Below are 24,946 nucleotides of genomic sequence, written 5' to 3' on the forward strand. Positions count from 1 at the left end.
AACTAACGCCGTTTTCTGGTTAGATCCTCAAATCGGATTGCCATCCTGATCGCGGAAGATTTCGCGCCGACCCACATGATTGGCAGGCCCGACGAGACCTTCGGATTCCATCCGCTCAATCCATTTGGCCGCCGTGTTGTATCCAACGCCCATCTGGCGCTGCAGCCAAGATCCAGATGCCTTCTGGTTCTCAATTACGATCTGACAGGCCTGACGATATTTGCGCTCATCCGGATTGTCGGATGCTGTGAGATCATCTTCGAAAGTCAGCCCGCCGCCATCTTCAGGCTCTTCGGTGACGGCATCGACATATTCCGGCGATCCTTGCGCGCGCCAGAAATCGGCAACCGCTTCAACCTCTTCATCAGAAACGAAGGGACAATGCACACGAATGGTTGCGCCGGTGTTGGGCTTATACAGCATGTCGCCTTTACCCAGCAGCTGCTCTGCGCCCTGCTCGCCAAGAATGGTGCGGCTGTCGATGCGGCTCGTCACCTTGAAGCTGATGCGGGTGGGCAGGTTTGCCTTGATGACACCGGTAATAACATCGACCGATGGGCGCTGCGTTGCCATGATAAGGTGGATGCCGGCCGCGCGCGATTTCTGGCTGAGGCGCTGGATCAGGACCTCGATTTCCTTGCCAACGGTTACCATGAGGTCGGCCAATTCGTCGACGATTAAAACGATCTGCGGCAGCGGTTCGTAATCGAGCTGCTCTTCTTCATAGAGCTGCTCGCCTGTATCGGGGTCAAAGCCTGTCTGTACCCTCCGGCCAAGCGGCTTGCCCTTGGCAATCGATGCGCGCACTTTTTCATTGAAGGAATTGATATTGCGCGAATTGACCGACGACATCATCCGATAGCGCCTCTCCATCTCCTCCACGGCCCATTTCAAAGCGCGCACCGATTTGTGCGGCTCTGTCACGACGGGCGACAGGAGGTGAGGGATGTTGTCGTAGCTGGCGAGTTCCAACACCTTGGGATCGATCAGGATCATCCGGCATTCAGCGGGTGTGAAGTGATATAGCAGACTCAGGATAATACAGTTGAGACCGACCGACTTACCCGATCCGGTCGTGCCCGCGACAAGCAAGTGAGGCATGGCGGCAAGATCAGCAATGATCGGTTCGCCGGCGATATCCTTGCCCAGAATGATCGGCAGGTTGCCCTTGGATTCGGCAAAGGCAGCGCACGCGGCGAGCTCTTTCAACATCACCATCTGGCGGTCTTTGTTCGGCAATTCGATACCCATCACCGTCTTGCCGGGAATGGGCGAGACGCGCGCCGAAATCGCGCTCATATTTCGGGCAATGTCTTCGGCAAGGCCTACTACGCGGCTCGCTTTAATGCCAGGAGCCGGTTCGAGCTCGTACATTGTCACAACAGGCCCGGTGCGCACCGCCGTGATCTCGCCCTTGACGTTGAAATCATCGAGCACGTTTTCGAGCAACCGCGCATTGCGTTCCAGCGCGAGCTTATCGAGTTTGGGCGCCGCCTCGCCAGAGGGATCTTCGAGCAGATCGAGGCTCGGAAGATCGTAGGTCGCGAACATATCGCGCTGGTTGGCTTTAGCGGGAGCAGCTTTCTTCGGCGGTGCGGTGGGATCGCTGATTTCGGGCGCGCGGCGCTGGGCAGGCACATCGGGTACGACCGGCTTTGCGGCGGGCGCGCGGGGTTCTGGTTCGTCGACAAACGCCTCAGGGTTGCGGGTGAGGCGCGATTGGCGCTGGAGCCAAGGCATGCGCGCAGTAACGGCTTGACCAAGCGAGCTTTCAGCAATGAATTGCGGCACGGTGAGCAGCGCGCGCCAATCGATCGCGAAAATCCGCGTCACAAGCGCCACACCGATCGCAAGGCAGACAAGCGCCAAGAGCAGGATGACCCAGCCCGATGCCGCTTCGCCAAACAGCCCGCCAATGCCTTCTATCGCGCTGGCGCCAAGCAGTCCGGTAAAGCCTCCGATCTGGGCGGGCATGCTGCCGCCGGGTCCTGCAAAGCCAAGCGTGAGCACCGTGGCGAGGAGGATCATTGCAACCAGCAGCAATCCTGTCGGCAACCACCAGCGCGTCGTCTCAGGCTCATCGCCATTTTCAACATCGCGCCACAGCTTCATGGCCGAGATATAGAACAGCGGGACGAGCAGCCAGGCAGGCAGGCCAAATGCGAAATAGGCCCAATCTGCGGCCCATGCTCCCCAGGATCCCATCCAGTTGTTAACTGTGCCGCTTGCCGCAGCGGTAAACGGGCTGGGATCGGTCTGGGTGTAGGTGAAAAGCGATATAGTCAGGAACACCGCGCCCGCCAACAGAACGGCAGCGCCGGTAATCTGAGCGGCGCGCCGGACCGAACGGCGCAGGCCTGCACGCCATTCGGCGGACGATTTTCGGGTGTGAACTGCGCGGCTGGCCATGGTTACTTTCCTGGGTGATCGAGGCAGAACACACCATGAATCTTCGGCGAGTCCGGGTCAAGGGGAGCGCTTGGGTGTTTACGGGGTATTGCGCGCTGTTGGTCGATTCCGTTGCGGCTCGGCCTTTGCTTACCCGCTAAGACCGTCGATCGCGGCCCACCTGTCCCAGCCGAGAAATGATGCGCGGTGCCGGTCCATCCCGCCCAGAGCGATCACTGGCATCAGCGCATGGCGTGCGAGGTGAAGAAACCGAACCGCCCCGAGCACGTGTCCATCTGAATGGGATCGTGTTGGAAAGACGGGGGAGATTAGTGCGGCGTCGGAACCCAAAGAGTTTGCCAGCCTCAATTCTCGCATATCGTGCACCGTCGCGAGATGGATCAGCTCGCGCCGTCTTGGCCAATTTGCGCGGGGCGGGCCATAAGTGCCATGCGCGCCCCATTCGCGCGCGGTCAGGCCGCTATCGGACAATATGATCGTTTGGCCGCGGGCCTCCGCCACTCGTCGAAGCGACTGAAAACGGTCAAAACGCCCGGGATCGTCAAGATGATAATGGCGATAGATAAAGCCGCTGCCGCGCGGCATCCGTTTGAGCGCGCCTTCGAGCATGGCATCGTTGCGCTCATCGGAAATCAGCCAGATTTTGGGGAGGGACTGGTCACGGCGCATCGCTGCTTTATAGCGCTCTGACATGGAAAGTGCAGCCACAAGACTAGCCGCGGTTGAAGAGAACATAGCGCGCATTTGCAAACCCGCGCGGCGCAAGCCCGAGGATGTCACCCTGATCGCGGTGAGCAAGACGCATCCGCCCGAAAAGATCACGCCGCTGCTGGAAATTGGCCACCGCGTTTTCGGTGAAAACCGAGTGCAAGAGGCCCAGGGCAAGTGGCCCGAATTGCGTGAGCGTTTTCCCGATACAGAGCTTCACCTCATCGGCCAGTTGCAATCGAATAAGGCCGAAGAGGCGGTGGAATTGTTCGATGTGATCCATTCGCTTGATCGCGCAAGTCTTTTGAAAGCGCTGGCCAAGGCGATGGACAAGGCTGGCAAGCGAGTTCCGTGCTTTGTTCAGGTCAATATTGGCGATGAAGATCAGAAGGGTGGCTGCCCGATTGGTGAGCTTCCTGATTTCCTCGCCAAAGTGCGCGATGCGGATATCCCCATCGCCGGCCTTATGTGCCTGCCCCCGGCCGATATCGAACCCGCGCCATTCTTTGCGCTGCTATACAAGCTGGCCCGAGATAACGGCGTTGAGGGCCTTTCTATGGGTATGAGCGGAGATTACGAGACCGCGATCCAATTGGGCGCAACTCATGTTCGCGTAGGCACAGCGTTGTTCGGTCCGCGCGGGTGAGCAATCCGTTTGATGAGTTTGCAAATGACTGGCTCAGCGTTTTGCGCAGGGATGCGCGAATTGCCTTTGAGCACGCCCCGCTAGGCAAGGCTGATGGTACGCATTGCGATATCGCTAACAGGTTTGTTCAAAGCCTCGGCCTAAAATCCATCGGGTTTAACTGGGAATTGCTTGATCCGGATGGCGAAATTGACATGGCGCGCTCTGCTTTGGGGCAGCTTACCCAGGCGCTCTCTCACGACATTTCCAATCCCTCCAAGACGTGGCTTGCACATCAGGCTGCAGAACATTGCGCTCGGCAGTTTCTAGCACTGTTTGATCCTAATGCGCTGACCGTGGTGGCGAACCGATATCATGGCTTGTGGAATCCGATCAGCGGCGCGGCAAGTGAATGGGGCTTTGTCGCTTATGATAACGCCCACATCGCGCTGCTCTTGATCGCGGATACGTGACCCAAACAAAAAGGGCGCCCACAAATGAGCGCCCTTTTCTATTCGTGTGTTCAAACTCGATTTAGAATTCGAAGATCGCCTCAACGCCGATGTTCCGGCCGCGTTGCAGCGGTGAGAATGTGCCAGCGGTTGGCGCATCTGCAAATGGCTGACGCACACCGGTTGAACGCGGTCCGCCAAACGGCAGCTGCGTATCACCACCAGCCTGCACCTCGTCAAAGAGATTGCGGCCATACAGCGAGAACGAGAGACCATCGAGCGGCGTTACCCAAGTGATGTTGGCTTCAAGGTTGCTGATGTCCTGAATGAAGCCGAGGTTGTCATCAGTGTAAGCGAATTCATCGCGGTACTGATAATTCACCCGGGTCAGGATTTCGCTTTCGCCAAGGAACAGCTCGTGCAGAAAACCAAAGCCCCAGGTCACCGCTGGAACACGAGGCAGACGCAGATCGAGATCAGTGTCGTCGATCACGCCGTCACCTGAGATATCGAACAGGATCTCGTCGTATTGATCGTCGATGATACCGATATTGGCCGTGAAGATGAGCGAGTCCGACAAGCGCACTCGGCTTTCCGCTTCAAAGCCAGTGATGGTTGCATCCGCCGTGTTGAAGATCGACTGAGCCACACCCGAAGCAGGGTCAGCCTGGTTCACTTCGCGCTGCATGTCCTGAATCTTGGTGATGTAGGCTGCAACGTTGATGGTGAATGCGCCATCAGCAGTCTGGAATTTGCCGCCGATCTCAAAGTTATCGACCTGCTCTTCGTCAAACGCGAAATCGGTGCCGACGATCGCTTCGAACGCGTTGGCATTCGTGATGCGGAAGTTGTAGCCGCCTGAGCGGAAACCACGGGTCCAGTGGCCATAGATCTGGCTATCATTGAATTCGTACTGGAGGCCAAGTTTTGGCGATAGGTTGCGGAAGCGCACGCGGTCTGTGAAACCGTTGTTTTCCGGCAATCCGAGACCGTTTGTGCCGCTGGTTGGGCATGTGCGGTCTACAACCGAACACTCTGGACGCGGACGGACGTAGGTGACCTCGGCGTCCTTCGTTTCCTGGCTCCAGCGAAGGCCTGCGATCACAGAAAGCGCGTCGTTCAGATAGAATTGACCGTTGGCAAACACGCCAAGCACTTCGTGATCCTGACGGCCACCACCGAAGAACCGCGGTGCGTTGATGATGCGACGCGATTCTGTGTAGGCGAGTGTCTGATCGAAATAGAAACCGCCCACGGTGAGGTCGAAATTGGCAGTCGACACCGCATAACGGATCTCGTTTGAGATCTGGTCCTGCGCGGTTTCAGTGTCCGAGTTGAAGATCGGAGCCGTTGTCGCATCGATGTCAGCATCGGTCATCGCGCTGTAGTCGCGATAGCCAAAGATGTTGGTCAGCGTGCCCGGGCCAATGTCCCATTCCGCCGTGAGCGAAGTCGTCAGGATCTCAGTGTCGTAGAAGCCGGGGTTGTCGATCGCGAAATCAAACGTATCGCGCTCAAAAATACCGCGGTTCTGACCGTTGGGGCCGTCGCCTTCGGAATCGAAGTAATCAACTTTACCCGTCAGCGTCAGATCGCCGAGACGCGCTTCGAGTGCACCGCGAAGGATGTAGGTTTCGGCTTGGCCGAAGTTGGAACCGTCAAACTGGTTCTCAAAATAGCCGCGATCATTGTTGTAATAGCCTGCGACTTTGAAAAGCAGCTTGTCTTCAACCAGCGGGCCGGTGAGGACTGCGCTGGCGGTGTAGTTTTCACCGCCACGGCCGCCATCGATCGGGCCGTCCACAGCTGCGCGGACTTTGCCTGAGAATTCTTCGGTTGGGTTGGTGGTGTTGATGAGCACCGCGCCGCCGGTCACGTTACGACCGAACAGAACGCCCTGGGGACCGCGCAGGATTTCGACACTTTCGAGGTCGAAAATGTCGAACACAACGCCGCCATTGATGCCGAGATAGACGCCATCGACGAACACGCCGACAGTCGGGTCAATCGAGGGGATCGAGGAGTTGATGCCGAGACCACGGATCGAGAAGTTCGCAGTACCACGGCTGGTGCCGATTTGATCGAGGCTGACGTTTGGTGCCTGATAGCTAAGGCCCTGAACGTCGCGCACTTTGAATGCATCGAGCGTGTCGGCGTTGAATGCGGTGACGGCAAGCGGAATATCTTGCACGTCTTCGGGGTTTTGCGTTTTGGTACCCGTGACGATGATGTTGCCAATCGTATCAAGCGCGCTGCCGCGCTCTTCCTGGCCATCCTCATTCGCTGCGGGATTAGCGTCTTGCGCGTGAGCAGCAAAGGGGTTTGCTGCGCAAGAACACAAAAGCAGCGCGAGAGCGCGCCGCGAAGCGGAACGAAGTGTCATAATAATGTCTCTCCCTGACAGATGGGGGCGTGCAATTACCGATCAGTTCTTAATATGCAACTTAAATCCGCACAATTTGCCCACGTGCTCAGACGAACGACATTCAGACTTGTTCCAATTGTTTCTGGCGTTTGTCGCTGGCTGCACTGATGAGCGCCTGCTCAATTTCCGCCTGTCTCGCATTTGAAACGATCTTGCTTCCAGTCAAATCCGTCACGTAAAAAGTATCTGCTGCAGTCTCGCCATAGGCGGTGATATGTGCGGACTGAACCATCAGATTGGACTGGAATAGCGCATAGGCCAGTCGGTTGAGCAAAGCCGCACGGTCGCGGGCTGACACTTCGATCACGGTAAAACGGTTGCTGGCCTCGTTATCGAAAGTCACGCTGGTTTCGACATCGAACGCCTTTGCGCGCGAATGGTTGAGCGGCCGTGCCGCGAGTTTTGGCACCAGTTCCACCTTGGCCATCAACGTATCGCTGATGGATTTCTTGATCCGTGCCAATTGGCTTGGCTCCCGGAACGGGCGGCATTGCGGATCCTGCACCAGGAAGTTGTCGAATGCGTAGCCGTTTTTCGCGGTGTGAATGCGCGCATCAAGAATGTTGGCACCGGCCAGATGGATGCCGCCTGCAATCCGATTAAAGAGGCCCGGATGATCAGGCACAATCACACTGACGAGCGTTGCGCCGCGTTCTTCATCCACTTCGCAGTGGATTGAGAGGTGCCCTTCTTCTTCCTGAGCGGCCTCGTACTGGATCAGATTGCGCGCGATGATGTCTTCAGGTTCGGCAATCCAGTAGGCATCACCCAGCATATCGCCGATTTCGCTTACGAGGCCCGACTTATCGCCCATGGCTTCCGCCACTGAAGCCTTCTTGGCCTCGACTTTTTGCGATCGGCCATGGCGCATATGGCCAAGGCGAAGCCGTTCCTGCGCAGCGTCATACAGCTCGCCCAGCAATTGCCCTTTCCAGCTGTTCCAAGTGCCCGGTCCGACAGCTCGGATATCAACCGCGGTTAGAATGGCGAGATTGCGCAGCCGATCGAGCGTTTTTACCTCAGCCACGAAATCCTCAACAGTCTTGGGATCGGTGAGATCGCGTTTCTGCGCGGTTGAGCTCATCAACAAATGCTGGAGCACAAGCCAGGAGACGAGCTCTGTTTCCTTTTCATCCAGGCCAAATCGCGGGCACAGTTTCTGCGCGACTTCAGCGCCAAGGACAGAGTGATCGCCGCCGCGTCCCTTCGCAATATCATGCAGCAACACCGCGACGTACAAGGCCCTGCGCGATGCGACCTTGTGGATTTGCTTGGTGGCGCGCGGGTGGTCCTTTTCGAGCATGCCGCGTTCGATCTGCGAGAGAAGACCAATCGCGCGGATCGTGTGTTCATCCACCGTGTAGTGGTGATACATATCGAACTGCATTTGCGCGTTGACCCGCCCAAAATCGGGCACAAAGCGCCCAAAAACGCCCGCTTCATTCATCCATCGCAATGCGGTTTCGGGATCATTTCGCCCGCACAGGAGATCAAGGAAGAGTGCATTCGCCCGGCTGTCCTTGCGCACTGCTGCCGTGATGAGCTTGGTATCCCGATCTGCTTGGCGCATCGTATCAGGATGCACTTCCAGCCCCTCGGCTTCGGCGATCTGGAACACTTCGATCAGGCGAACAGGGTCATTGATGAACCACTTGTCGCCCGGCGCTTTTATGCGACCGCCCTCAATCACAAAGCCTTTGTGTTTTCGCGGCTTCTGGTTCCATCCGGCGAAGAAACCACTGCGCATTTTCGATTGTGAAAGTCTCTCCTCGAGGTGGGAGAGGAAAACGCCCGTAAGGCTGCCAACGCGTTTCGCTTGCATGAAATAATACTGCATGAAGCGTTCGACAGCGCTTTTGCCTGGGCGATCTGCAAAGTTCATTCGCTCTGCGACCTGGCGTTGGAGATCGAAAGTCAGCCGGTCTTCTGCGCGATCGGTGATGATGTGCATGTGGCATCTCACCGCGAGCAGGAACCCTTCTGCACGGCGGAAACTGCGATATTCCTGAGGCGTAAAAAGCCCAAGCTCGGCAAGTTCGGCCGCGTTTTCGACGCGGTGCATGTACTTGCCGATCCAATAAAGTGTCTGGAGATCGCGAAGACCGCCTTTCCCCTCTTTCACATTGGGTTCAACCACATATCGGCTGTCGCCCATGCGTTTGTGCCGCGCGTCGCGTTCCGCCAGTTTTTGGGTGAGGAATTGCCTCTCAGTACCGCGTGCAAGCCCGGTCCAGAAACGTTGGCGCGCTTCTTCGTAAATCTGCTGATCACCCCAGATAAGGCGCGATTCAAGCAGGGCCGTGCGGATGGTCAGGTCTTCCTTTGCCATCGCGATAGTATCGGAAACCGTGCGGCTGGAATGGCCGACCTTTAGGCCAAGATCCCAGAGCAGGTACAGCATCGCCTCGATCACTTGTTCGCACCACGGGGCGCGGCGTGTGGGAGTGATAAACGCGATATCGACATCCGAATGCGGTGCCATTTCGGCGCGCCCGTAACCGCCCACAGCCAGGATGGCGAGCCGTTCAGCCTCAGTGCGATTGCCTGGCGGGAGGAAGTGGCTCGTCACGTAATCGTAGATCAGCCGGATCAACTGATCCGTCAGAAACGCGTGGCCGAGCGTGCATTCATGGCCCGCCGACGGTTTTTCCATCAGCCGTTTCGCAAGCTCGCTGCGCCCGTTATCGAGCGCACCTCGCAACACCGAGAGCACGCCAGTCCTCGCGTTGTCGTCCGCGTTTTCAACGAGCTGCGCTATCTCTTCGGAAAGAGCGCGCCGGTCGATAACCTCGCGCTGACGGGGGATACGCTTGTCGCGCATTACATCGCCGCCGTCATCGCGGGATCAAGGGAAGGGGTATCAAGCCGCAGCAAGCTGTTTGGTATAGGCTTCACGCAGGCTCTTCTTGTCGATCTTCTGCGTGCCGAGACGCGGAAGTGTTTCTGTTACCAGCCAGATGTGCTCTTCGAGCGGAACCTTGAAAGGCGCGATCCGCGACAGCAGGAATTCGCGCAAATCGGCTGCCGTCATCGGATCGCGGCCATCTTTCACGCGGAAGACGGCGGCTGGCACTTCGCCCATGCGATCATCGGGAAGGCCGAATACCGAACATTCGGCAATATCGGCGTGAGCGTAGACGGCATCTTCAACCTCAATGCAGGAGATATTCTCACCGCCGCGGATGATGATGTCTTTCTTGCGATCGACGATGAATAGATATTCGTCTTCATCAAGATAGCCGAGGTCGCCCGTGCGGAAGAAGCCATCGGACGTGAACGCCTTTTTTGTCGCTTCCTCATTGTTCCAATACCCGCGGAAATTGGCGACTGTTCTAATGCAGACCTCGCCCACATCGCCTTGAGCCAGATGATTGCCGTCATCATCAATGATTGCGACTTCCACCAGCGGCTGTGATGCGCGGCCGGTTGAACCCGGTTTTGCAAGGTAGTTTTCGTTAAAGTTGCCGCAGCCAACAGCATTCGTTTCGGTGAGGCCATATCCCAGCAGCGGAAATCCCTTGGGGAATGCTTCCTTGATCTTCGTCACATGCTCAAGCGGACGCGGCGCGCCGCCTGCAGCGAAGCTTTTGCAGGCGCTGATATCGTATTTGTCGCGATTGGGGTGCGTTGCGATTTCATAGCTCATCAGCGGAACGCCAACGAAATAGGTGACTTTTTCCGCATCCATCAGGCGCAAGGCTTCTTCCGCGTCCCATTTCGGCATCAGCACCAATTTGCGCGCGATGGCATAGCTTTGCAGGAACAGCGGTACTTCGCCCGTCACGTGGAATAGTGGCACCGCCACCAGCGCACAGGGCTGCGCGCTCATATCCTCGCCCTGTTTTTCGAGCAGAATCTTGGCCATTGCGCTTTGGCTGACATAGCTCATTGTGCCAGCGACAACGCCGCGGTGATCGGACCATGCACCTTTCGATTGGCCGGTTGAACCGGAGGTGTAAAGGATCGAGGCGAGATCATCGGGGCCAAGCTGCCCGAGCATCGCCATCGCAACAGATGGCCCGTCACCGCTTGGCACGGCCCATACTTCGCCAAGGCCCTCGCTCGGCGCGTTGTGATCCATCATCACGAGTTTTGCCGAGTAATCCTGACCTTCCAGCCGTTTCGCGCGGCCAGCATCAGCCAGCACGAGCTTACATTCTGCAAGGCGGATGCCATATGCAAGCTCTTCGCCCGACCAGAAGCCATTGAGCAAAGTCGCGCAGCCGCCCGCCATCACGATGCCCATATAGGCAATCATCCAGTTGGCTGAATTGCGCGCTGCTATGCCAACGCGATCACCTTTTTCGATGCCATGCTTGGTCGCCAGGCCTTCTGCAACGCAGACCGCAGCCTGATACGCTTCGCCAAAAGTCAGTCGGATATCGCCATCCACCAGAAACGGCACATCTTTGTGCTCGTTGCAGAAATGGGCGAAGTAATGCGCCATCGTCGGCGGTGCCATTGCAAAGGTTGGCACGGTAACTCCGTCGCGCTCAAACGGGACCGTGACGAAGGGCATTCCCTCTTTCGTCAATTCGCCCATGATTGCTTCAAGCGCATTATCCAGCTGGGTTGGCATGCTTTTTTCTCTCCTTCTTCGGCTTGTTGGCCGTGATCCCACACCCGCGCGCGAAGATTGGCATGCTGGCCGCGATCCAGCAGGTCTGGATACAGCAATCTATAAGCCCGCGCTTGTCCCCGGCGGGCATCAGAGGGCCTTTCCCCCTGCTTCATGCTGTGCCAAAAGCTAATGCCAATACCACGCAGTGCGAGTGGTGTAGCGATGCTAATAAGAGGTTATATCAGTGCTGTCACTACTTGCCGCAAGCGCGGATGCGGCTGGCCCGCTCATGTGGTCCGATTACAGTTTAGGCCCGTCGCTGTTCAAAATCGGGTGGTTTGAACTCCGGTATTATTCGCTCGCTTATTTGATCGGTGTCATTTTTTCCTATTGGCACGTCTCGAAAATGATCAAGCAGCCGGGAGCGCCGATGGCGCAGCGGCATGTCGATGATCTGTTTTTCTACTGCACATTGGGCGTAATAATCGGCGGGCGGCTGGGGTATGCCGCTTTCTACACGGGCGGTGCATCGGACAATCCTTCTGTGTTCCTCGATTTTTCTGGCGACAGCTTCCTTAAATGGAAATTGCTTGAAGTATGGGAAGGCGGGATGGCTTTCCATGGCGGGCTGATCGGAGTGGTGGTCGCAGCCGCGTTCGTGTGCTGGCGCGCCAATCTGAGCTATCTTCGCGTGGGTGATTACATCGCTGTTACCGTGCCAATGGGCATGCTCCTCGGGCGGCTTGCGAATTTCAACAATGGTGAATTGTGGGGCCGCGTCACCGATGTTCCCTGGGCGATGGTGTTTGCCAAGGCTGATGAATTCCCGCGCCATCCCAGCCAGCTTTATCAGGCGGGGCTTGAAGGCCTTGCTTTGCTGATTATCCTCACGTTTATGTTTTGGAAAACCCGGGCGCGCTATCGTCCTGGATTGTTGATGGGTGTGTTCATCCTTGGAATGGGACTGGCGCGCTTCACCAACGAATTTTTCCGCGAGCCGGACAGTCACCTGTCAGACTTCGCTGTTCAAACCGGACTATCGATGGGCCAATGGCTGACAATACCGCTGATCGTGATTGGGTTGATTGTAACGTTCTACGCGCTGACGAGGCGGCCAGTGGGGACGGGATCGGCGAAAACGCAAGCGGCGTAATCAGCGCTTTTGCAGGGCCTGAGGATGATGCGAAAGCGTGGTCGCCCGCGCCGCTTAAGCTAATTGAGCCTGACGGCAGCGTTACCGAAATACCTCTGGAACCCGCACCTGCGTCACTGAAAGCGCAGCAGGCCGCCGCGGAAGAAGCTGCGCGGCTTGGCGCAGAAGAGCAGGCCCGGCTCGAAGCTGAGGCGCAGGCAAAACGCGAGGCCGAGGAAAAGGCCAAGCGTGAAGCGGAAGAAAAGGCGCGTCTTGAGGCTGAGGCTGAAGAGAAGAAGCGCAAGGAAGCCGAAGAGAAAGCTCGGCGCGAGGCAGAGGCCAAAGCGAAAAAGGAAGCCGAGGAAAAGCGCAAGGCCGAAGAGAAAGCAAAACGCGAAGCGGAAGCCAAAGCCAAGAAAGAGGCGGAGGAAAAAGCCAAGGCGGAAGCCGAAGAGCGCGCTCGCAAAGAGGCCGAAGAGCAAGCGCGCCTGAAGGCCGAGGCAGAAGAAAAGGCTCGTAGGGAGGCTGAAGAAAAAGCCCGCCTTGCTGCAGAAGCGAAGGCTAAGAAAGAAGCAGAGGAGAAAGCGAAACGCGAGGCTGAGGCCAAGGCAAAGAAAGAGGCCGAGGAAAAGGCGAAGCGCGAAGCAGAGGCCAAGGCGAAGAAGGAGGCGGAGGAAAAGGCGAAGCGCGAAGCAGAGGCCAAGGCGAAGAAGGAGGCGGAGGAAAAAGCGAAACGCGAAGCTGAGGCGAAGGCGAAGAAAGAAGCCGAGGAAAAGGCAAAACGCGAGGCTGAGGCCAAGGCGAAGAAGGAGGCCGAGGAAAAAGCGAAGCGCGAGGCGGAGGCCAAGGCAAAGAAGGAAGCAGAAGAAAAAGCCAAGGCAGAAGCCGCCGCAAAAGCAGCAGAAGAGAAAAAAGCCAAAGAGGCAGCCGAGGCCGCTGCCAAGGCGGAAGCCGAAAAGCTCGCTGCTGAAAAAGCGGCAGAACAAGCAGCTATTGATGAAAAAGCCGACGCGGTCGAAAAGGCCCAGAACCTTGGCGAGACTTTCCGCCGCCTAATCCGCGAAACAGGCCCCATCAGCCTCGCTCACTACATGGCCGAGAGCAATGCGCGCTACTACGCGAGCCGCGATCCTTTGGGTGAGGAAGGCGATTTCATCACCGCACCCGAAGTCAGTCAGATGTTTGGCGAACTCATCGGGCTTTGGATCGCAGATCTTTGGGTGAAGATGGGATCATCCGACAACATCCACCTGGTCGAGCTTGGCCCCGGACGCGGGACCTTGATGACTGACATCATGCGCACAGCCGCGCGCTATGGTTTTGACCCCAAGTTGCACTTTGTCGAAACCTCGATGGAATTGCGCAAAATCCAGCGTGCGGCATTTCCCACGGTCACTTTCCACCACGACCTATCAACCCTTCCTGAAGATCGTCCGCTGCTTATCGTTGCCAACGAATTCTTCGACGCGTTGCCGATCCATCAGCTCACGCGCTCAGCGCAGGGCTGGCACGAGCGGATGGTCGGGCTTGACGATGACCGGCTTGTCTTCGTCGCTGGCGACAAGCCAATGGATAACGTCGTGCCGCCCAGCTGGAAAAACGCGAGCCAGGGAACCATGATTGAGACCAGCCCTGCCGCTACGTCCGTAATGGCCGAGATCGCGACGCGGCTCACCAATCAGGGCGGGGCAGCGCTGATCATCGATTATGGCTCGTTTGAGCTGCGCGCAGGATCAACCTTGCAGGCCTTGAAAGATCACAAGAAGGTCGATCCGCTCAATCATCCCGGCCTTGCCGATCTGACCGCTCACGTCGATTTTGAACTCTTGGGCCAAGTGGCAGAAAAGAACGGTGCAGAGGTCATGGGCCTCCAGATGCAGGGCGAATGGCTGTATCAGATGGGCATCGATACGCGCACCGAGGCTTTGCAACGCAAGAACCCCGCCGAAGCCGACAAAATTCAGCGCCAGCGCAATCGCCTGGTTGAGGACGGCGAAATGGGCGCATTGTTCAAAGTGCTCGGCGTGTGCGGTCGCCGCTGGCCGATTGGACACGGGTTCGAATGATGGAAATCAAGGTGTAACGGCTGGCTCGATCATCGCGTATGACCAAATGAGACAATGAGAGAGGTGCCTCAATGCGTGCGCGACAAATTATTCGATCGATCATCGCAGGATCGATGTTGGCCGCTGGTGCATCGCAAGCATTGGCGGCAGATTCCATTGCCGGCCGCTGGGTCACGCAAGACAAGGACGCGGTCGTCGTCATCACCAAATGCGGCGCGACCACATGCGGCAAGATTTCGCGTTTTCTGGTCGCCCCGCCTGACGGTCTTGATCAGCGCGATATCAACAATCCGGACCCCAAGAAGAAGAAGCGAAAACTGCTCGGCCTGCCAATCCTAACGGGCTTCAAGGAGGAGCCCAGCCTGTGGCGCGGCCAGATTTACGATCCCAACAGCGGCAAGACATATCGCTCTGTCCTGCGTCGCAAGGGGCCGAACACGCTTGAAGTGAAAGGCTGTATCGGTCCGTTTTGCCAAACCCAGATATGGCAAAAGGTAAAGTAAGGGCGGCTGGCTAGAGACCGATCTTGTCGGCCAGTTCTTCAGCCGCCGCCTTGGGTGACATCTTGCCTTCATCCTCTCGGTCAACCGCGTAGTTCGCCTCGCGCATGGCTTCGACCGAGATCGCGCCGATCAGTGGTTCCAGCGCTGCGACAATACGCTCATCATTGGCGATGCGTGGCGACATCATCAGCATGGCATCGTAGCTTGGCAGAGCCTCGCGCGGGTCTTTAAGGATGATGAGCTGATCTTCTGCAATCCGCCCGTCTGATGTATAGGCGCTGATCGCATCGGCCTCGCCCGATTTGAGCGCATTGTACATGAACGTCGGCGAGAAATTGCGCGTTTCTCCCACCCTCAATCCGTACGCATCGCGCACCGCTATCCATTCCGGGCGTTCGAAGAATTCGGGGTCTCCCCCGATAGTCAGCTGGCCTGCAATGGGCACCAGATCCTCAAGCGATGTGACACCCAGCTCGGCCGCGCGATCTTCCCGCATGGCGAAAGCATAGGCGTTTTCAAAGCCAAGCCGCCCGAGCACGCGAATGCCGTTCGTCTCGCGGTCCCATTTGACGATGGCCTCGTACATTTCTTCGCGCGGCGCGGTATCGGTTCGCTTCATCTCGTTGGTCCAGATCGTTCCAGTGTAATCAACCGAGATATCGATATTGGACGAAGCCAGCGCGGAATGAACGACCGCAGAGCCAAGTCCATCGCGGTACTCCACTTCGTATCCAGCCTCTTCAAGCTGCGATCCGATCAATTGCGCGAGGATGTATTGCTCTGAAAACTGCTTTGAGGCGATGACAATGGCGTCGTCATTTCTGTTGCCAGATTGGTAAGCGAAAGCTGCGGCGAGACCCAGCAGAACCGCCAGAATGCCGCCTCCATATTGCCAGCGATTGCGCGCTGCCATTCCGCGTTCAATCAGGCCCAGCAGCATATCGACAATCAGAGCGAGTGCGGCACTGGCAAAGCATCCGGCCAGCACCAATGCCCAGTTTTGCGTTTGCAGCCCTGCAAAGATGGGGTCGCCAAGGCTGGGTTGGCCAATCGTGGTTGAAAGCGTTGCTGCACCAATCGTCCAGACGCTGGCTGTCCGAATGCCCGCCATGATGAAGGGGGCGGCAAGCGGCGCTTCGACAAGGCGTAGTTTTTGCCAGCTTGTCATTCCCACGCCATCGGCCGCTTCGAGGACACCGGGATCGAGATTGGCCTGCGCGGTGACAGCGTTTCTGAGGATAGGAAGCAGTGCGTAAAGCGCGAGCGCCAGCAGCGCGGGCAGGAAACCGAGCGTCGGGAGGCCTTCGCCAAACACGGCGCGCAACGACAGCAAGATCGGGAAAAACAGCGCCAGAAGCGCTAGTGCTGGTATCGTTTGAACAAGGCTCGCAAATCCCAGCGAAATCCGCGCAACTGACTGTGAGCGGCTTGCCCAAACGGCGAGCGGCAAGGCGACCAGAATGCCGAGCCCGATCGCGCTTGCTGCCAGCACGATGTGTGCTGCCAGTTTATCGCCCAGCCCCCAGAGGATCTCCCAGAACCCCTCCACTATGCGCTTTCCATTCGGGCAAGCTTTTCAGCCTGCTGGCGCGGGACTGCGACCAGTCCTTGCGCAATGTCGCCGCCTTTGCCCGCCAGCAGTTCCTGCGGGGTGCAATCGGCAACCAGCGATCCTGAATCCATCACCAGAACTCTGTCAGCGAGGAGCAATGCCTCGGCCATGTCGTGTGTGACCATGATCGTGGTGAGACCCAGCTTTTCATGCAGTTCGCGCACCCGCTCGCCCAAGGCATCGCGTGTGATGGGATCAAGTGCGCCGAACGGTTCATCCATCAAAAGAAGCTCAGGATCGCCAGCCAAAGCCCGCGCAACGCCCACGCGCTGCCGCTGCCCGCCTGACAATTCATCGGGCATCCGCGCAGCCATGGCAGGATCAAGCTCAACGAGTTCGAGCAATTCGGCGATGCGCGTTGCTGCCAGTTTTTCGCCCGCCAGCCTTGGACCGATGGCGATGTTCTCTGCCACCGAGAAATGCGGGAACAGGCCGATCCCCTGAAACACATATCCGACCCGGCGACGAAGAGCCGCGGGTTTCAGAGCTGTTACGTCCTCCCCACCAAACAAAACGCGCCCCGCACTCGGCACGACGAGCGCATTTACCATTTTAAGGAGTGTCGATTTGCCCGAGCCCGATGCCCCAACCATTGCGGTGAAAGACCGGGAAGCGATTTCGCAGGACACCCCGCCAACTGCCACGACTTCTCCGGACGCGCCATAGCGGCGCTCTATTTGATCGAAGGTCAAAATGGAGGTCACGAGTGTCTAGTTCTCGACCCGAATACGCGGAATTGTGAGGGTGACGTGCATCGCACCATTTTCCCATGAACGCTCAAACGAGCCGTTCAGTTGGTGGCCCACCGTCATCTCAATGAGGCGTGTCCCAAACCCTTGCGATGGGGAGGGATCCGCTGCCGGGCCGCCGCTTTCGCGCCAATGGACCACGATGTCTTCGCCCGTCTGCTCAATCTCAATAGCCACGCGGCCATCGGGCACGCTGAATGCGCCATATTTGGCGGAATTTGTCGCCAATTCATGGAATATCAGGGCAAGGGGCGTTGCAGCCGCTCTACTTGCCTTGATGGTTCCGCCGCTAATGCTGACAGCATCGGAGCCAGGCATCCCGTATGGTTCCATCAGCACCTTCAGCAGTTCGGCCAGATCTTCCGCACCCGACGATTCCGATCGAAGAGCGTAATCCTGCGCGCGCGACAGGGCGTAGACGTTTTCTGCCAATTCCTTGCCGAATGCCTTGATCTCTTCAGTATCGCGCGCTCTCAGCGTGATGAGGCCTGTGATGACGGAGAAGATGTTCTTGATCCTGTGCGCCAGCTCGCCTGCCAGCAATTCGCGTTCCTGCGAGAAGCGATAGCGATCATCAATGTCTGTCAAAGTGCCAAACCAGCGAGCGGTGGCCGGATCGCTTGTCGATGGGACCGCGCGCGAAATCACCCAGCGATAGCTTCCATCGGCCTGACGCAGGCGCCATTCGTCCTCGAAAAGCGAGGCTGTTTTGAGCGCATGAGAAAACTTTGCATTGCTCGCTTCAAAATCGTCCGGGTGAATAACCTCGCGCCAGTCCTCGGTGGTTTGGCGAGGAGGCAGGCCTGTGACTTCGGTGAAGCGTGCGTTGAAATAGTCCCATTTGGGCCCCGGTGTCGCCGACCATGCGATATCGGGCACGCTGTTGAGCATGAAACGCAGCCTTTCGGCGCTGCTTCTGATCTCCGAAACCGAGCGCGCAGCTTCGCGATGCGCCTCGATCCGGCGTTTTACACTGGTGGCGAGCAGTTCAAGCCCTTCGCGTTGCAGATCGGTTATGCCTTCTGGTCGCGGTTCAGTATCGATGACGCACAGCGCGCCAAGGGGTGCGCCTTCGGTTGAGATGAGCGGCGCGCCTGCATAAAAGCGCAAATGGCTTTCACCGGTAACGCTCTCGAAATCGGCAAAGCGCGGATCTTTGCTGCAATCGCGAACTTCGAGAACCCCGCCCTGCAACATGGCATGCGCGCACAAGCTGGTGGAGCGGGGGGTTTCATCGACCTCCATTGCTTCGTGAGCGATAAATACCTGGCGTTCAGCTTCGACAAGGCTGACAGCTGCAGAGGGTGTTTCGCACAGATGCGCTGCAAATCGAGCGATCCGCGACAATTCCTCATCGCCTTCAAGCTGATCCCATTTAAAGCTGCCCATGACGACAAGGCGATCGGGTTCTGCGCACAATTCTCCATCAGGAGCCGTGCCGGCAGGCCATGGGATTGTGTCGTCTGCGGTCAACATGATCTGGTGTTGGCGGCCATACAACAATGGTTTCATCGGTCAAAGCCGCTGCTCTGCCTGACTGAAAAGCAGATGGGTTTGCTGTCCAGTTTATGCTGCCCGCGCGCCAGAATGCGCGGTATTACGGCGAAGCCAAATCGCTTTCCCTTGCGTAATTCGTTCAAATCAGGGCATGGAACCGAAGGGGAGATTGATTTGCCGCACAACGAAACACGCAATGTCACGCTGCTTTCACGCATTGTGCGCCGGATCATTATCGCAGTCTGGCATTTCCAGGGTTGGCGTATAGACGAACGGTTCCCCACCCATCTCAAGAAGTGCGTGATTGCTGGTGCACCGCATTCGACAGCATGGGATTTTGTCTTCTTCGCGGGCGCGACTAACGAGGAAAAGGTGCAGCCCAATTTCATGGGAAAGCACACGCTGTTTCAAGGAATGATGCGCAATTTCATGCTCGATATGGGAGGTATTCCGGTCGACAGGACGCGCCGCACCAGTGCGGTTGATCAGATTGCAGCCGAATTTGCAAAGCGCGATGAATTGTCGCTTGTCATTGCTCCAGAAGGCACCCGGAAAACCGATGGGAAGTGGAAATCGGGTTTCTACCACATCGCTCAGGCGGCCGGCGTACCGATCGTCCCTGCCTATGCTGATAACAGGAACCGCATAATTGGCTTTGGACCGCCATTGATCCCGACCGGCAATTATGGCGAGGATTTGCTGAAAATCGCGCAATGGCTGCGCTCAAAGCTGCCTGATTATGAACGCTATAAAGTGCTGGAGCAGCAGGCAAAGAACATCATTGCCGGGCGTAACGATATCTGATCGCTAAGGTTTTTCGGGTCGAACAATCCTGAGTTCGACGAAACGCCCTCAAAAACTCGACCAAAACATATCCCTGCGCCTTTAAGCGTTTGGTTTGTGCCCCTATGTGTGGGTTTACCAGAAGGGATCAGGGACTATGGCGATCAGCGATCAAGACCGGAAGCTTGAAAGAGAGCGGATCGCGCAATTGGTGCTTGATCTCATTAAGGTGCGTGGCACCGAAATCTCCTTGACCGTAGCTGCTGCTGAAAGCGGCGTTTCCCGCGGCCGTTTCGACCAGATCTTTGAAGATTATGACGATCTGTTCGATGCCGTTGCCCAAAAATGGCTCGCCCCACATATCTCCGTGATGGAAGAGGTGGTTGCGCTTGATATGCCGCCCAATCGCAAGATGTACGAATTCTTCCGCCGCCGCTTCGTCATTTCAAGAGAGCGCTTTCAAAGCGACCCGGAATACTTCGCCATCGTTTGCGAGATGGGTGCGACGAATTTTGAGCGAGTGCGATCCTATGTCGATCTCGCCGATCATTACCTGTCCGAATTGATCGTCCAGGCGCAGGCCGATGGCTATTTTGCGGGGCTTGATATTGATCAGACACTCTCGCTCATCAATCAGATGATCAGCAACTATACGGTCCCTGATAGCCTCTTGTATCTCGGCGATAGGCTGACCGAGGAAAAGCTCGCACGGATCGTCGATACGATCTTTATCGGATTGTCAGCAGAAGCGGGTGAAGCGGCAGCAGGCGTCAACATGCTGAAAGTCGCATCATAAGCTCTATCGCGGCGGTTTCTGCCTGAATTGCAGGATATTGGCTGGCCGTTTGGTGGGCAGACCTCTCAATCGCTTTTCATTGAGCGCGTATTTAAGACTGGCGAGCAGCATCGCGCCCGAAATGAGCAAGATCACGCCCGCCCAGAACCAGTGCGGAAGGAACAGCGCTTCCTCAATCTGGCCGGTGTCTGACAGCATACGCTGACCGCCGATCACCGCTTCTTCGGTGAAGAGGTAGTTGAAGTCTCGCAGCATGCTGAGCGAGGCAAGCACACCCAGAAATTGCAGTGTAAACCGGGTGACGCCCGCAGGCGCGCGCCAAGCTATTCCCACTAGCAAAACGGCAAGCAATGGCAGTACGGCATAGCCCGTTGGCGAGCGGACATAGGCAATCACCGATGCCAGAATAGCGATGGCCGTGATCCAGAGCGCTGCTCTCCATGCCTTGCGATGAGCGCTCGCGATGATGAGCGCGCATCCTGCCATCACGGGGGCAAGCGGCCCGCCCGCAGCGATTGCAGCACTGACAAATGGCGAGGCATCGCCAGCAATCCGGCTTTCTGCAACACCTGAACCATTCGCGAAAATCTGAAGCTGGATAAAGTTCTGACCCATTGCGAGCGCTGTGAGACCATGGCCCATTTCGTGAAACCATGTGGTGAGAATGACGAAGGGATAGATGAGGTATGTCCCGCCCGGCAGGGCAGGCAGGAAAAGAACGATGATGGCGGCAAGGAACAAGCGGCCAACCGCTTCGCCCTGACTGCCCGGTTCAACCATTGATCCAAGCATGATCAGGCGTTTTCCGGTTGTGAGGCCATGTCCAGATCATCAGCGCGTTCGCTGCGCGGCTCTTTGGGGGCGCGGCCATCGGAATCGACCCTCAGCCGGTATTTTTCAACCGCCTCCTCGTCCTCTGCCCTGTGCTCTTGCAAGATGCCCCAACTGGCAAGGAACAGTCCTGCGACCAATGGCCCCAAGACAATCCCGGAAAACCCAGCAATCGAAATGCCGCCCAGGGTCGTGACCAGAATGATCCAGTCGGGAATGCCCGTGTCGCGGCCAACCAGCATGGGGCGAAGGACATTATCAGCCGAGCTGATGATAACGCCTCCTGCAAGAAGCACGAAAATGCCCTGCCAGGTCTCACCGACAATCAGCAGCCAGATACCCGCCGGTGCCCAGACGAGCGCCGTTCCTACCGCCGGGATCAGCGCAAGGATCGCCATGACGACGCCCAAGAGAAGCGGCGATGGCACGCCCGCAATCCAAAGCATAATCCCGCCCAAAGTTCCCTGAACGATGCCGACAACGCCTGAACCCTTGATTACGGCGCGCACGATGCCGAGGAAGCGATCGGCCAAACGATCGGCGATCTCGCGTTCGACAGGCGCGGAATGGAGGATGGTTTCGCCAATTCTCTTGCCGTCGCGCAGCAGGAAGAAAAGGACATAAAGGCCAATGGAAAAGCTCAGCACAAAACCAAGCGCGCCGCTGCCAATGCTCACCGCCTGGCTTGCAATCATGCCGGCGCTTTCACCCAGCAGAGCCTGCAGCTGATCCTGCAGGTTGGACATATTTGTCCAGCCATTGTCCTCGGCGAAGCTTTGGACGCTGGGTGGCACGAGAGCGTAGAAACTGTTGAACCAGCCGACGAGGTCAATTGGTTCTTCCCGCAGCGTGTTGATGACGCCCAAAGTCTCATCAAAGACAATCGCGCCGATCCAGAGCGCAGGCAAAAGCACGGCGACAAAGATAATCAGCAGCGAAAGCGTCGCTGCGAGATTCCTGCGGCCACGCAAGGTGCGAAGGCACCACCTATAAAGCGGCTGGAACATGATCGCGGCAAGCGTTGCCCACATGACCGGGCCGATAAACGGCCATGCGACCCAGACAAACAGGACAGAGACGCCAGCAAGCACGAGCAAAAAGCTCCAATGCTCAAGGACGCTCGTATCGTTGGGTTCTTCAGCCGACATGGCACGTCATTTCGGACGCTTGGCGCTCAAGATCAAGAGCAGACCCTTTATGCCGACTAAAGAGCAGGATCACACGATCACACGTCGAGATTGGCGACATTCAGCGCGTTGTCCTGAATGAACTCGCGCCGGGGTTCGACCACATCGCCCATCAATCGCGTGAAAATCTCGTCGGTCACGTCCGCATCTTCGACCTTCACTTGCAGCAGAACGCGATGCTCTGGATCAAGCGTTGTCTCCCACAATTGCTCGGCATTCATTTCGCCAAGGCCCTTGTAGCGACTGATCGAAAGGCCTTTGCGGCCTGCTGTGAAAACCGCATCGAGCAGCTGTGTCGGGCGTGTAATGGCGTTGTCGCCGCTGATCGCTGGCGTTGCATCGGTCTCGTCGCCTGCATCGTCTGAGCCTGCTTCGCTTTCGTCAGGCGCATCGCTGGCTTTGACGAGCTGTACCGGCTGTTCGTACGCGTCTGCTTGCGGCCCGGCGAGGCCATGCAGCTTGAGCGCTTCGGTGCTGGTGAGGAAGCGCGCTTCGATATCGTGGACATCGGCAACCCCTCGCCACAGCCGCCGGAAGCGAACGCCACCTGCCGCCTCGCCTTCCTCGATCATTTCGGCAGACCATTCCGCTTCAGTATCGCCCATTTGCATGCGCGATGCCGTGAGTTCGAGCTTTGCCAGCCTGTCGGATGGCGAGAGCTTAGGGTCAAGTGCGCCTGCCAGCGCCATCTGTTCTACAATCGCTGAGTCGTAGCGGCGTGGAACGAAAGCGATGAGGTTTTTAAGGCGCAGCGCCTGATCGACGAGATTGCGCAGGTCTTCGCCTGATCGCGCACCGCCTGATGTTTCCAAAACGCGGCCTTGCAGGCCTGCATCGACGAGATAGCGATCCATCGCCGCCTCGTCTTTCAGATAGACCTCGCTGCGGCCTTTGGAGACCTTATAGAGCGGGGGCTGCGCGATGAAGAGGTGGCCTGCTTCGACGACTTCGGGCATTTGCCGGTGGAAAAACGTAAGCAGCAATGTGCGAATGTGCGCGCCGTCGACATCGGCGTCGGTCATGATCACGATCTTGTGATAGCGCAGCTTTTCAAGGTCGAATTCTTCGCGAATGCCGGTGCCCATGGCTTGAATAAGCGTGCCGACTTCCTTGGAAGAAATCACCCGGTCGAGCCGAGCCCGCTCGACATTCAGGATCTTACCTTTGAGCGGCAGAATGGCCTGCGTCTTGCGATCACGCCCCTGCTTTGCTGAACCGCCCGCTGAATCGCCCTCAACCAGAAACAGTTCAGATTTCGCCGGATCGCGCTCCTGACAATCAGCGAGCTTGCCGGGCAGTGAGGCAATGCTCATCGCGCCCTTGCGGCTCATTTCGCGCGCGCGGCGCGCTGCTTCGCGGGCGGCGGCGGCATCGATGATCTTTTGAACGATCGCTTTTGCATCGGCCGGGTTTTCTTCCAGCCACTCGGTCATCTTCTCGCCCATCAGGCTTTCCAGCGGAGAGCGCACTTCGGAAGAAACCAGCTTGTCCTTGGTTTGCGAGGAAAATTTGGGATCGGGCAGTTTGACGCTGACAATCGCAGTCAAACCTTCGCGCATATCCTCACCAGACAGCGACACCTTTTCCTTTTTGAGGAGGCCAGAACTGCTCGCATAATTGTTGAGCGTGCGCGTCAAAGCCGCGCGGAATGCCGCAAGGTGCGTGCCACCATCGCGCTGCGGGATGTTGTTGGTGAAAGTGAGAACGTTCTCGTAATAGCTGTCATTCCATTGCAGAGCGACATCGATGCCGATGCCATCCTTGTTGGCGGAAACGGCAATGGGTTCACCAATCAGCGGCGTTTTGTTGCGATCGAGATACTTGACGAAAGCGCCAATGCCGCCCTCGTAAAACAGGTCGTGCTCGGCGATTTCCTCGTGCCGTTTGTCGCGCAAAAGGATGCGGACGCCCGAATTGAGGAAGGCGAGTTCGCGATAGCGATGTTCCAGCTTGTCAAAATCGTATTCGGTGACATTTTTGAACGTGTCATTTGAGTGGTGGAAGGTGACACGTGTGCCTTTCTTGAACCCGTTTTCATCAGGGTTCTGATCGACTTTCGGCGCAGGCCCGCGCACTTCCAGTGGGCCAACGCTGTCGCCATGCTCAAAGCGCATCCAGTGTTCTTTGCCGTCGCGCCAGATCGTCAGCTCCAGCCATTCAGACAAAGCGTTGACCACCGATACGCCCACGCCGTGCAGGCCGCCTGACACCTTGTAAGCGTTGTCATCGGAGGTGTTTTCAAACTTACCACCCGCATGCAGCTGGGTCATGATGACTTCGGCAGCCGATACGCCTTCTTCCTTGTGCATGCCGACAGGAATGCCGCGGCCATTGTCTTCAACCGATACAGAGCCATCGGCGTTGAGCTCGATCAAAACGAGGTCGCAATGCCCGGCCAGAGCTTCGTCAATGGCGTTGTCCGACACTTCGAACACCATGTGGTGCAGGCCCGATCCATCATCGGTATCGCCAATATACATGCCGGGGCGCTTTCGCACCGCATCGAGGCCTTTCAAAACCTTGATCGAATCAGCGCCGTATTCGCCCTGCATCTTCTCGTTCTGGGGCGTGTTTTCAGGTGTTTGGGAAGTGTTCTCGTCCATGCCCATT

General features: G+C 57.3%; 18 protein-coding genes. 7 read left to right on the forward strand and 11 right to left on the reverse strand.

Annotated elements, in window-relative coordinates; translation table 11 throughout:
• Nucleotides 1-27: 27 nt before the first annotated feature.
• Entirely contained in the window at nucleotides 28-2,409 is a 2,382-nt protein-coding gene (locus AUC45_RS10195) for a DNA translocase FtsK (protein WP_067601897.1), read from the reverse strand.
• Nucleotides 2,410-2,538: 129 nt separating this feature from the next.
• A complete protein-coding gene (locus tag AUC45_RS10200; RefSeq protein ID WP_067601900.1) occupies nucleotides 2,539-3,102 on the reverse strand; it encodes a thiamine phosphate synthase in 564 nt (187 codons plus the stop codon).
• On the opposite strand from AUC45_RS10200, the gene AUC45_RS10205 reads away from it, so the two are divergent.
• Nucleotides 3,101-3,763 carry a YggS family pyridoxal phosphate-dependent enzyme gene (locus AUC45_RS10205; protein WP_067601903.1) on the forward strand — a complete coding sequence of 221 codons (663 nt, stop codon included), beginning with the start codon at nucleotides 3,101-3,103 and terminating at the stop codon, nucleotides 3,761-3,763. The genes AUC45_RS10200 and AUC45_RS10205 overlap by 2 nt on opposite strands.
• Nucleotides 3,760-4,215, forward strand: coding sequence for a hypothetical protein (locus AUC45_RS10210; protein WP_067601906.1), 456 nt, complete (start codon nucleotides 3,760-3,762; stop codon nucleotides 4,213-4,215). Before AUC45_RS10205 ends, AUC45_RS10210 begins: the two co-directional genes overlap by 4 nt.
• 61 nt (nucleotides 4,216-4,276) lie before the next feature.
• Here the strand turns inward: AUC45_RS10210 and AUC45_RS10215 are convergent, their stop codons facing one another.
• The 3 genes from AUC45_RS10215 to AUC45_RS10225 all read right to left on the reverse strand — a co-directional run bounded on the left by AUC45_RS10215 (nucleotide 4,277) and on the right by AUC45_RS10225 (nucleotide 11,198).
• Complete coding sequence (locus tag AUC45_RS10215; protein WP_067601909.1) at nucleotides 4,277-6,577, reverse strand: TonB-dependent receptor; 2,301 nt, start codon at nucleotides 6,575-6,577, stop codon at nucleotides 4,277-4,279.
• A 103-nt stretch (nucleotides 6,578-6,680) separates the two neighbouring features.
• Complete coding sequence (locus tag AUC45_RS10220) at nucleotides 6,681-9,440, reverse strand: [protein-PII] uridylyltransferase (RefSeq protein WP_067601912.1); 2,760 nt, start codon at nucleotides 9,438-9,440, stop codon at nucleotides 6,681-6,683.
• A 39-nt stretch (nucleotides 9,441-9,479) separates the two neighbouring features.
• Complete coding sequence (locus tag AUC45_RS10225) at nucleotides 9,480-11,198, reverse strand: class I adenylate-forming enzyme family protein (RefSeq protein ID WP_067601915.1); 1,719 nt, start codon at nucleotides 11,196-11,198, stop codon at nucleotides 9,480-9,482.
• Nucleotides 11,199-11,424: 226 nt separating this feature from the next.
• Here AUC45_RS10225 and lgt point away from each other — a divergent pair, with 226 nt between their 5' ends.
• The 3 genes from lgt to AUC45_RS10240 all read left to right on the forward strand — a co-directional run bounded on the left by lgt (nucleotide 11,425) and on the right by AUC45_RS10240 (nucleotide 14,881).
• Nucleotides 11,425-12,333: a prolipoprotein diacylglyceryl transferase gene (gene lgt / locus AUC45_RS15575; protein ID WP_233998680.1), complete on the forward strand. Its 909-nt coding sequence runs from the start codon at nucleotides 11,425-11,427 to the stop codon at nucleotides 12,331-12,333.
• Nucleotides 12,231-14,378 carry an SAM-dependent methyltransferase gene (locus tag AUC45_RS16175; RefSeq protein WP_156423815.1) on the forward strand — a complete coding sequence of 716 codons (2,148 nt, stop codon included), beginning with the start codon at nucleotides 12,231-12,233 and terminating at the stop codon, nucleotides 14,376-14,378. Before lgt ends, AUC45_RS16175 begins: the two co-directional genes overlap by 103 nt.
• A 71-nt stretch (nucleotides 14,379-14,449) precedes the next feature.
• The gene (locus AUC45_RS10240; protein WP_067601922.1) at nucleotides 14,450-14,881 is read left to right on the forward strand and encodes a DUF2147 domain-containing protein; all 432 of its coding nucleotides are present in this window, start codon (nucleotides 14,450-14,452) and stop codon (nucleotides 14,879-14,881) included.
• 10 nt (nucleotides 14,882-14,891) lie between these two features.
• On the opposite strand, the gene AUC45_RS10245 is transcribed toward AUC45_RS10240, so the two are convergent.
• Genes AUC45_RS10245 through AUC45_RS10255 form a run of 3 tightly spaced genes read right to left on the reverse strand, consistent with a single transcriptional unit; the run spans nucleotide 14,892 to nucleotide 18,754 of the window.
• A complete protein-coding gene (locus AUC45_RS10245; protein WP_067601925.1) occupies nucleotides 14,892-16,430 on the reverse strand; it encodes an ABC transporter permease/substrate-binding protein in 1,539 nt (512 codons plus the stop codon).
• Nucleotides 16,430-17,197, reverse strand: coding sequence for an ATP-binding cassette domain-containing protein (locus AUC45_RS10250; RefSeq protein WP_067601928.1), 768 nt, complete (start codon nucleotides 17,195-17,197; stop codon nucleotides 16,430-16,432). Before AUC45_RS10250 ends, AUC45_RS10245 begins: the two co-directional genes overlap by 1 nt.
• A gap of 6 nt (nucleotides 17,198-17,203) precedes the next feature.
• Nucleotides 17,204-18,754 carry a sensor histidine kinase gene (locus AUC45_RS10255; protein WP_067601932.1) on the reverse strand — a complete coding sequence of 517 codons (1,551 nt, stop codon included), beginning with the start codon at nucleotides 18,752-18,754 and terminating at the stop codon, nucleotides 17,204-17,206.
• Nucleotides 18,755-18,829: 75 nt separating this feature from the next.
• Here AUC45_RS10255 and AUC45_RS10260 point away from each other — a divergent pair, with 75 nt between their 5' ends.
• Together AUC45_RS10260 and AUC45_RS10265 are read left to right on the forward strand one after the other, a co-directional pair.
• A complete protein-coding gene (locus tag AUC45_RS10260) occupies nucleotides 18,830-19,543 on the forward strand; it encodes a lysophospholipid acyltransferase family protein (protein ID WP_156423816.1) in 714 nt (237 codons plus the stop codon).
• A gap of 136 nt (nucleotides 19,544-19,679) precedes the next feature.
• The gene (locus tag AUC45_RS10265; RefSeq protein ID WP_067601934.1) at nucleotides 19,680-20,318 is read left to right on the forward strand and encodes a TetR/AcrR family transcriptional regulator; all 639 of its coding nucleotides are present in this window, start codon (nucleotides 19,680-19,682) and stop codon (nucleotides 20,316-20,318) included.
• Nucleotides 20,319-20,321: 3 nt separating this feature from the next.
• Here the strand turns inward: AUC45_RS10265 and AUC45_RS10270 are convergent, their stop codons facing one another.
• The 3 genes from AUC45_RS10270 to gyrB all read right to left on the reverse strand — a co-directional run bounded on the left by AUC45_RS10270 (nucleotide 20,322) and on the right by gyrB (nucleotide 24,939).
• On the reverse strand, nucleotides 20,322-21,110 hold the full coding sequence (locus AUC45_RS10270; RefSeq protein ID WP_067601938.1) for a M50 family metallopeptidase: 789 nt from the start codon (nucleotides 21,108-21,110) through the stop codon (nucleotides 20,322-20,324).
• A 2-nt stretch (nucleotides 21,111-21,112) separates the two neighbouring features.
• The gene (locus tag AUC45_RS10275; RefSeq protein WP_067601941.1) at nucleotides 21,113-22,297 is read right to left on the reverse strand and encodes an AI-2E family transporter; all 1,185 of its coding nucleotides are present in this window, start codon (nucleotides 22,295-22,297) and stop codon (nucleotides 21,113-21,115) included.
• A gap of 77 nt (nucleotides 22,298-22,374) precedes the next feature.
• Nucleotides 22,375-24,939, reverse strand: coding sequence for a DNA topoisomerase (ATP-hydrolyzing) subunit B (gene gyrB, locus AUC45_RS10280; RefSeq protein ID WP_067603798.1), 2,565 nt, complete (start codon nucleotides 24,937-24,939; stop codon nucleotides 22,375-22,377).
• Nucleotides 24,940-24,946 lie beyond the last annotated feature (7 nt).

This window comes from Erythrobacter sp. YT30 (genome assembly GCF_001542875.1).
Classification (GTDB): Bacteria; Pseudomonadota; Alphaproteobacteria; order Sphingomonadales; family Sphingomonadaceae; genus Erythrobacter.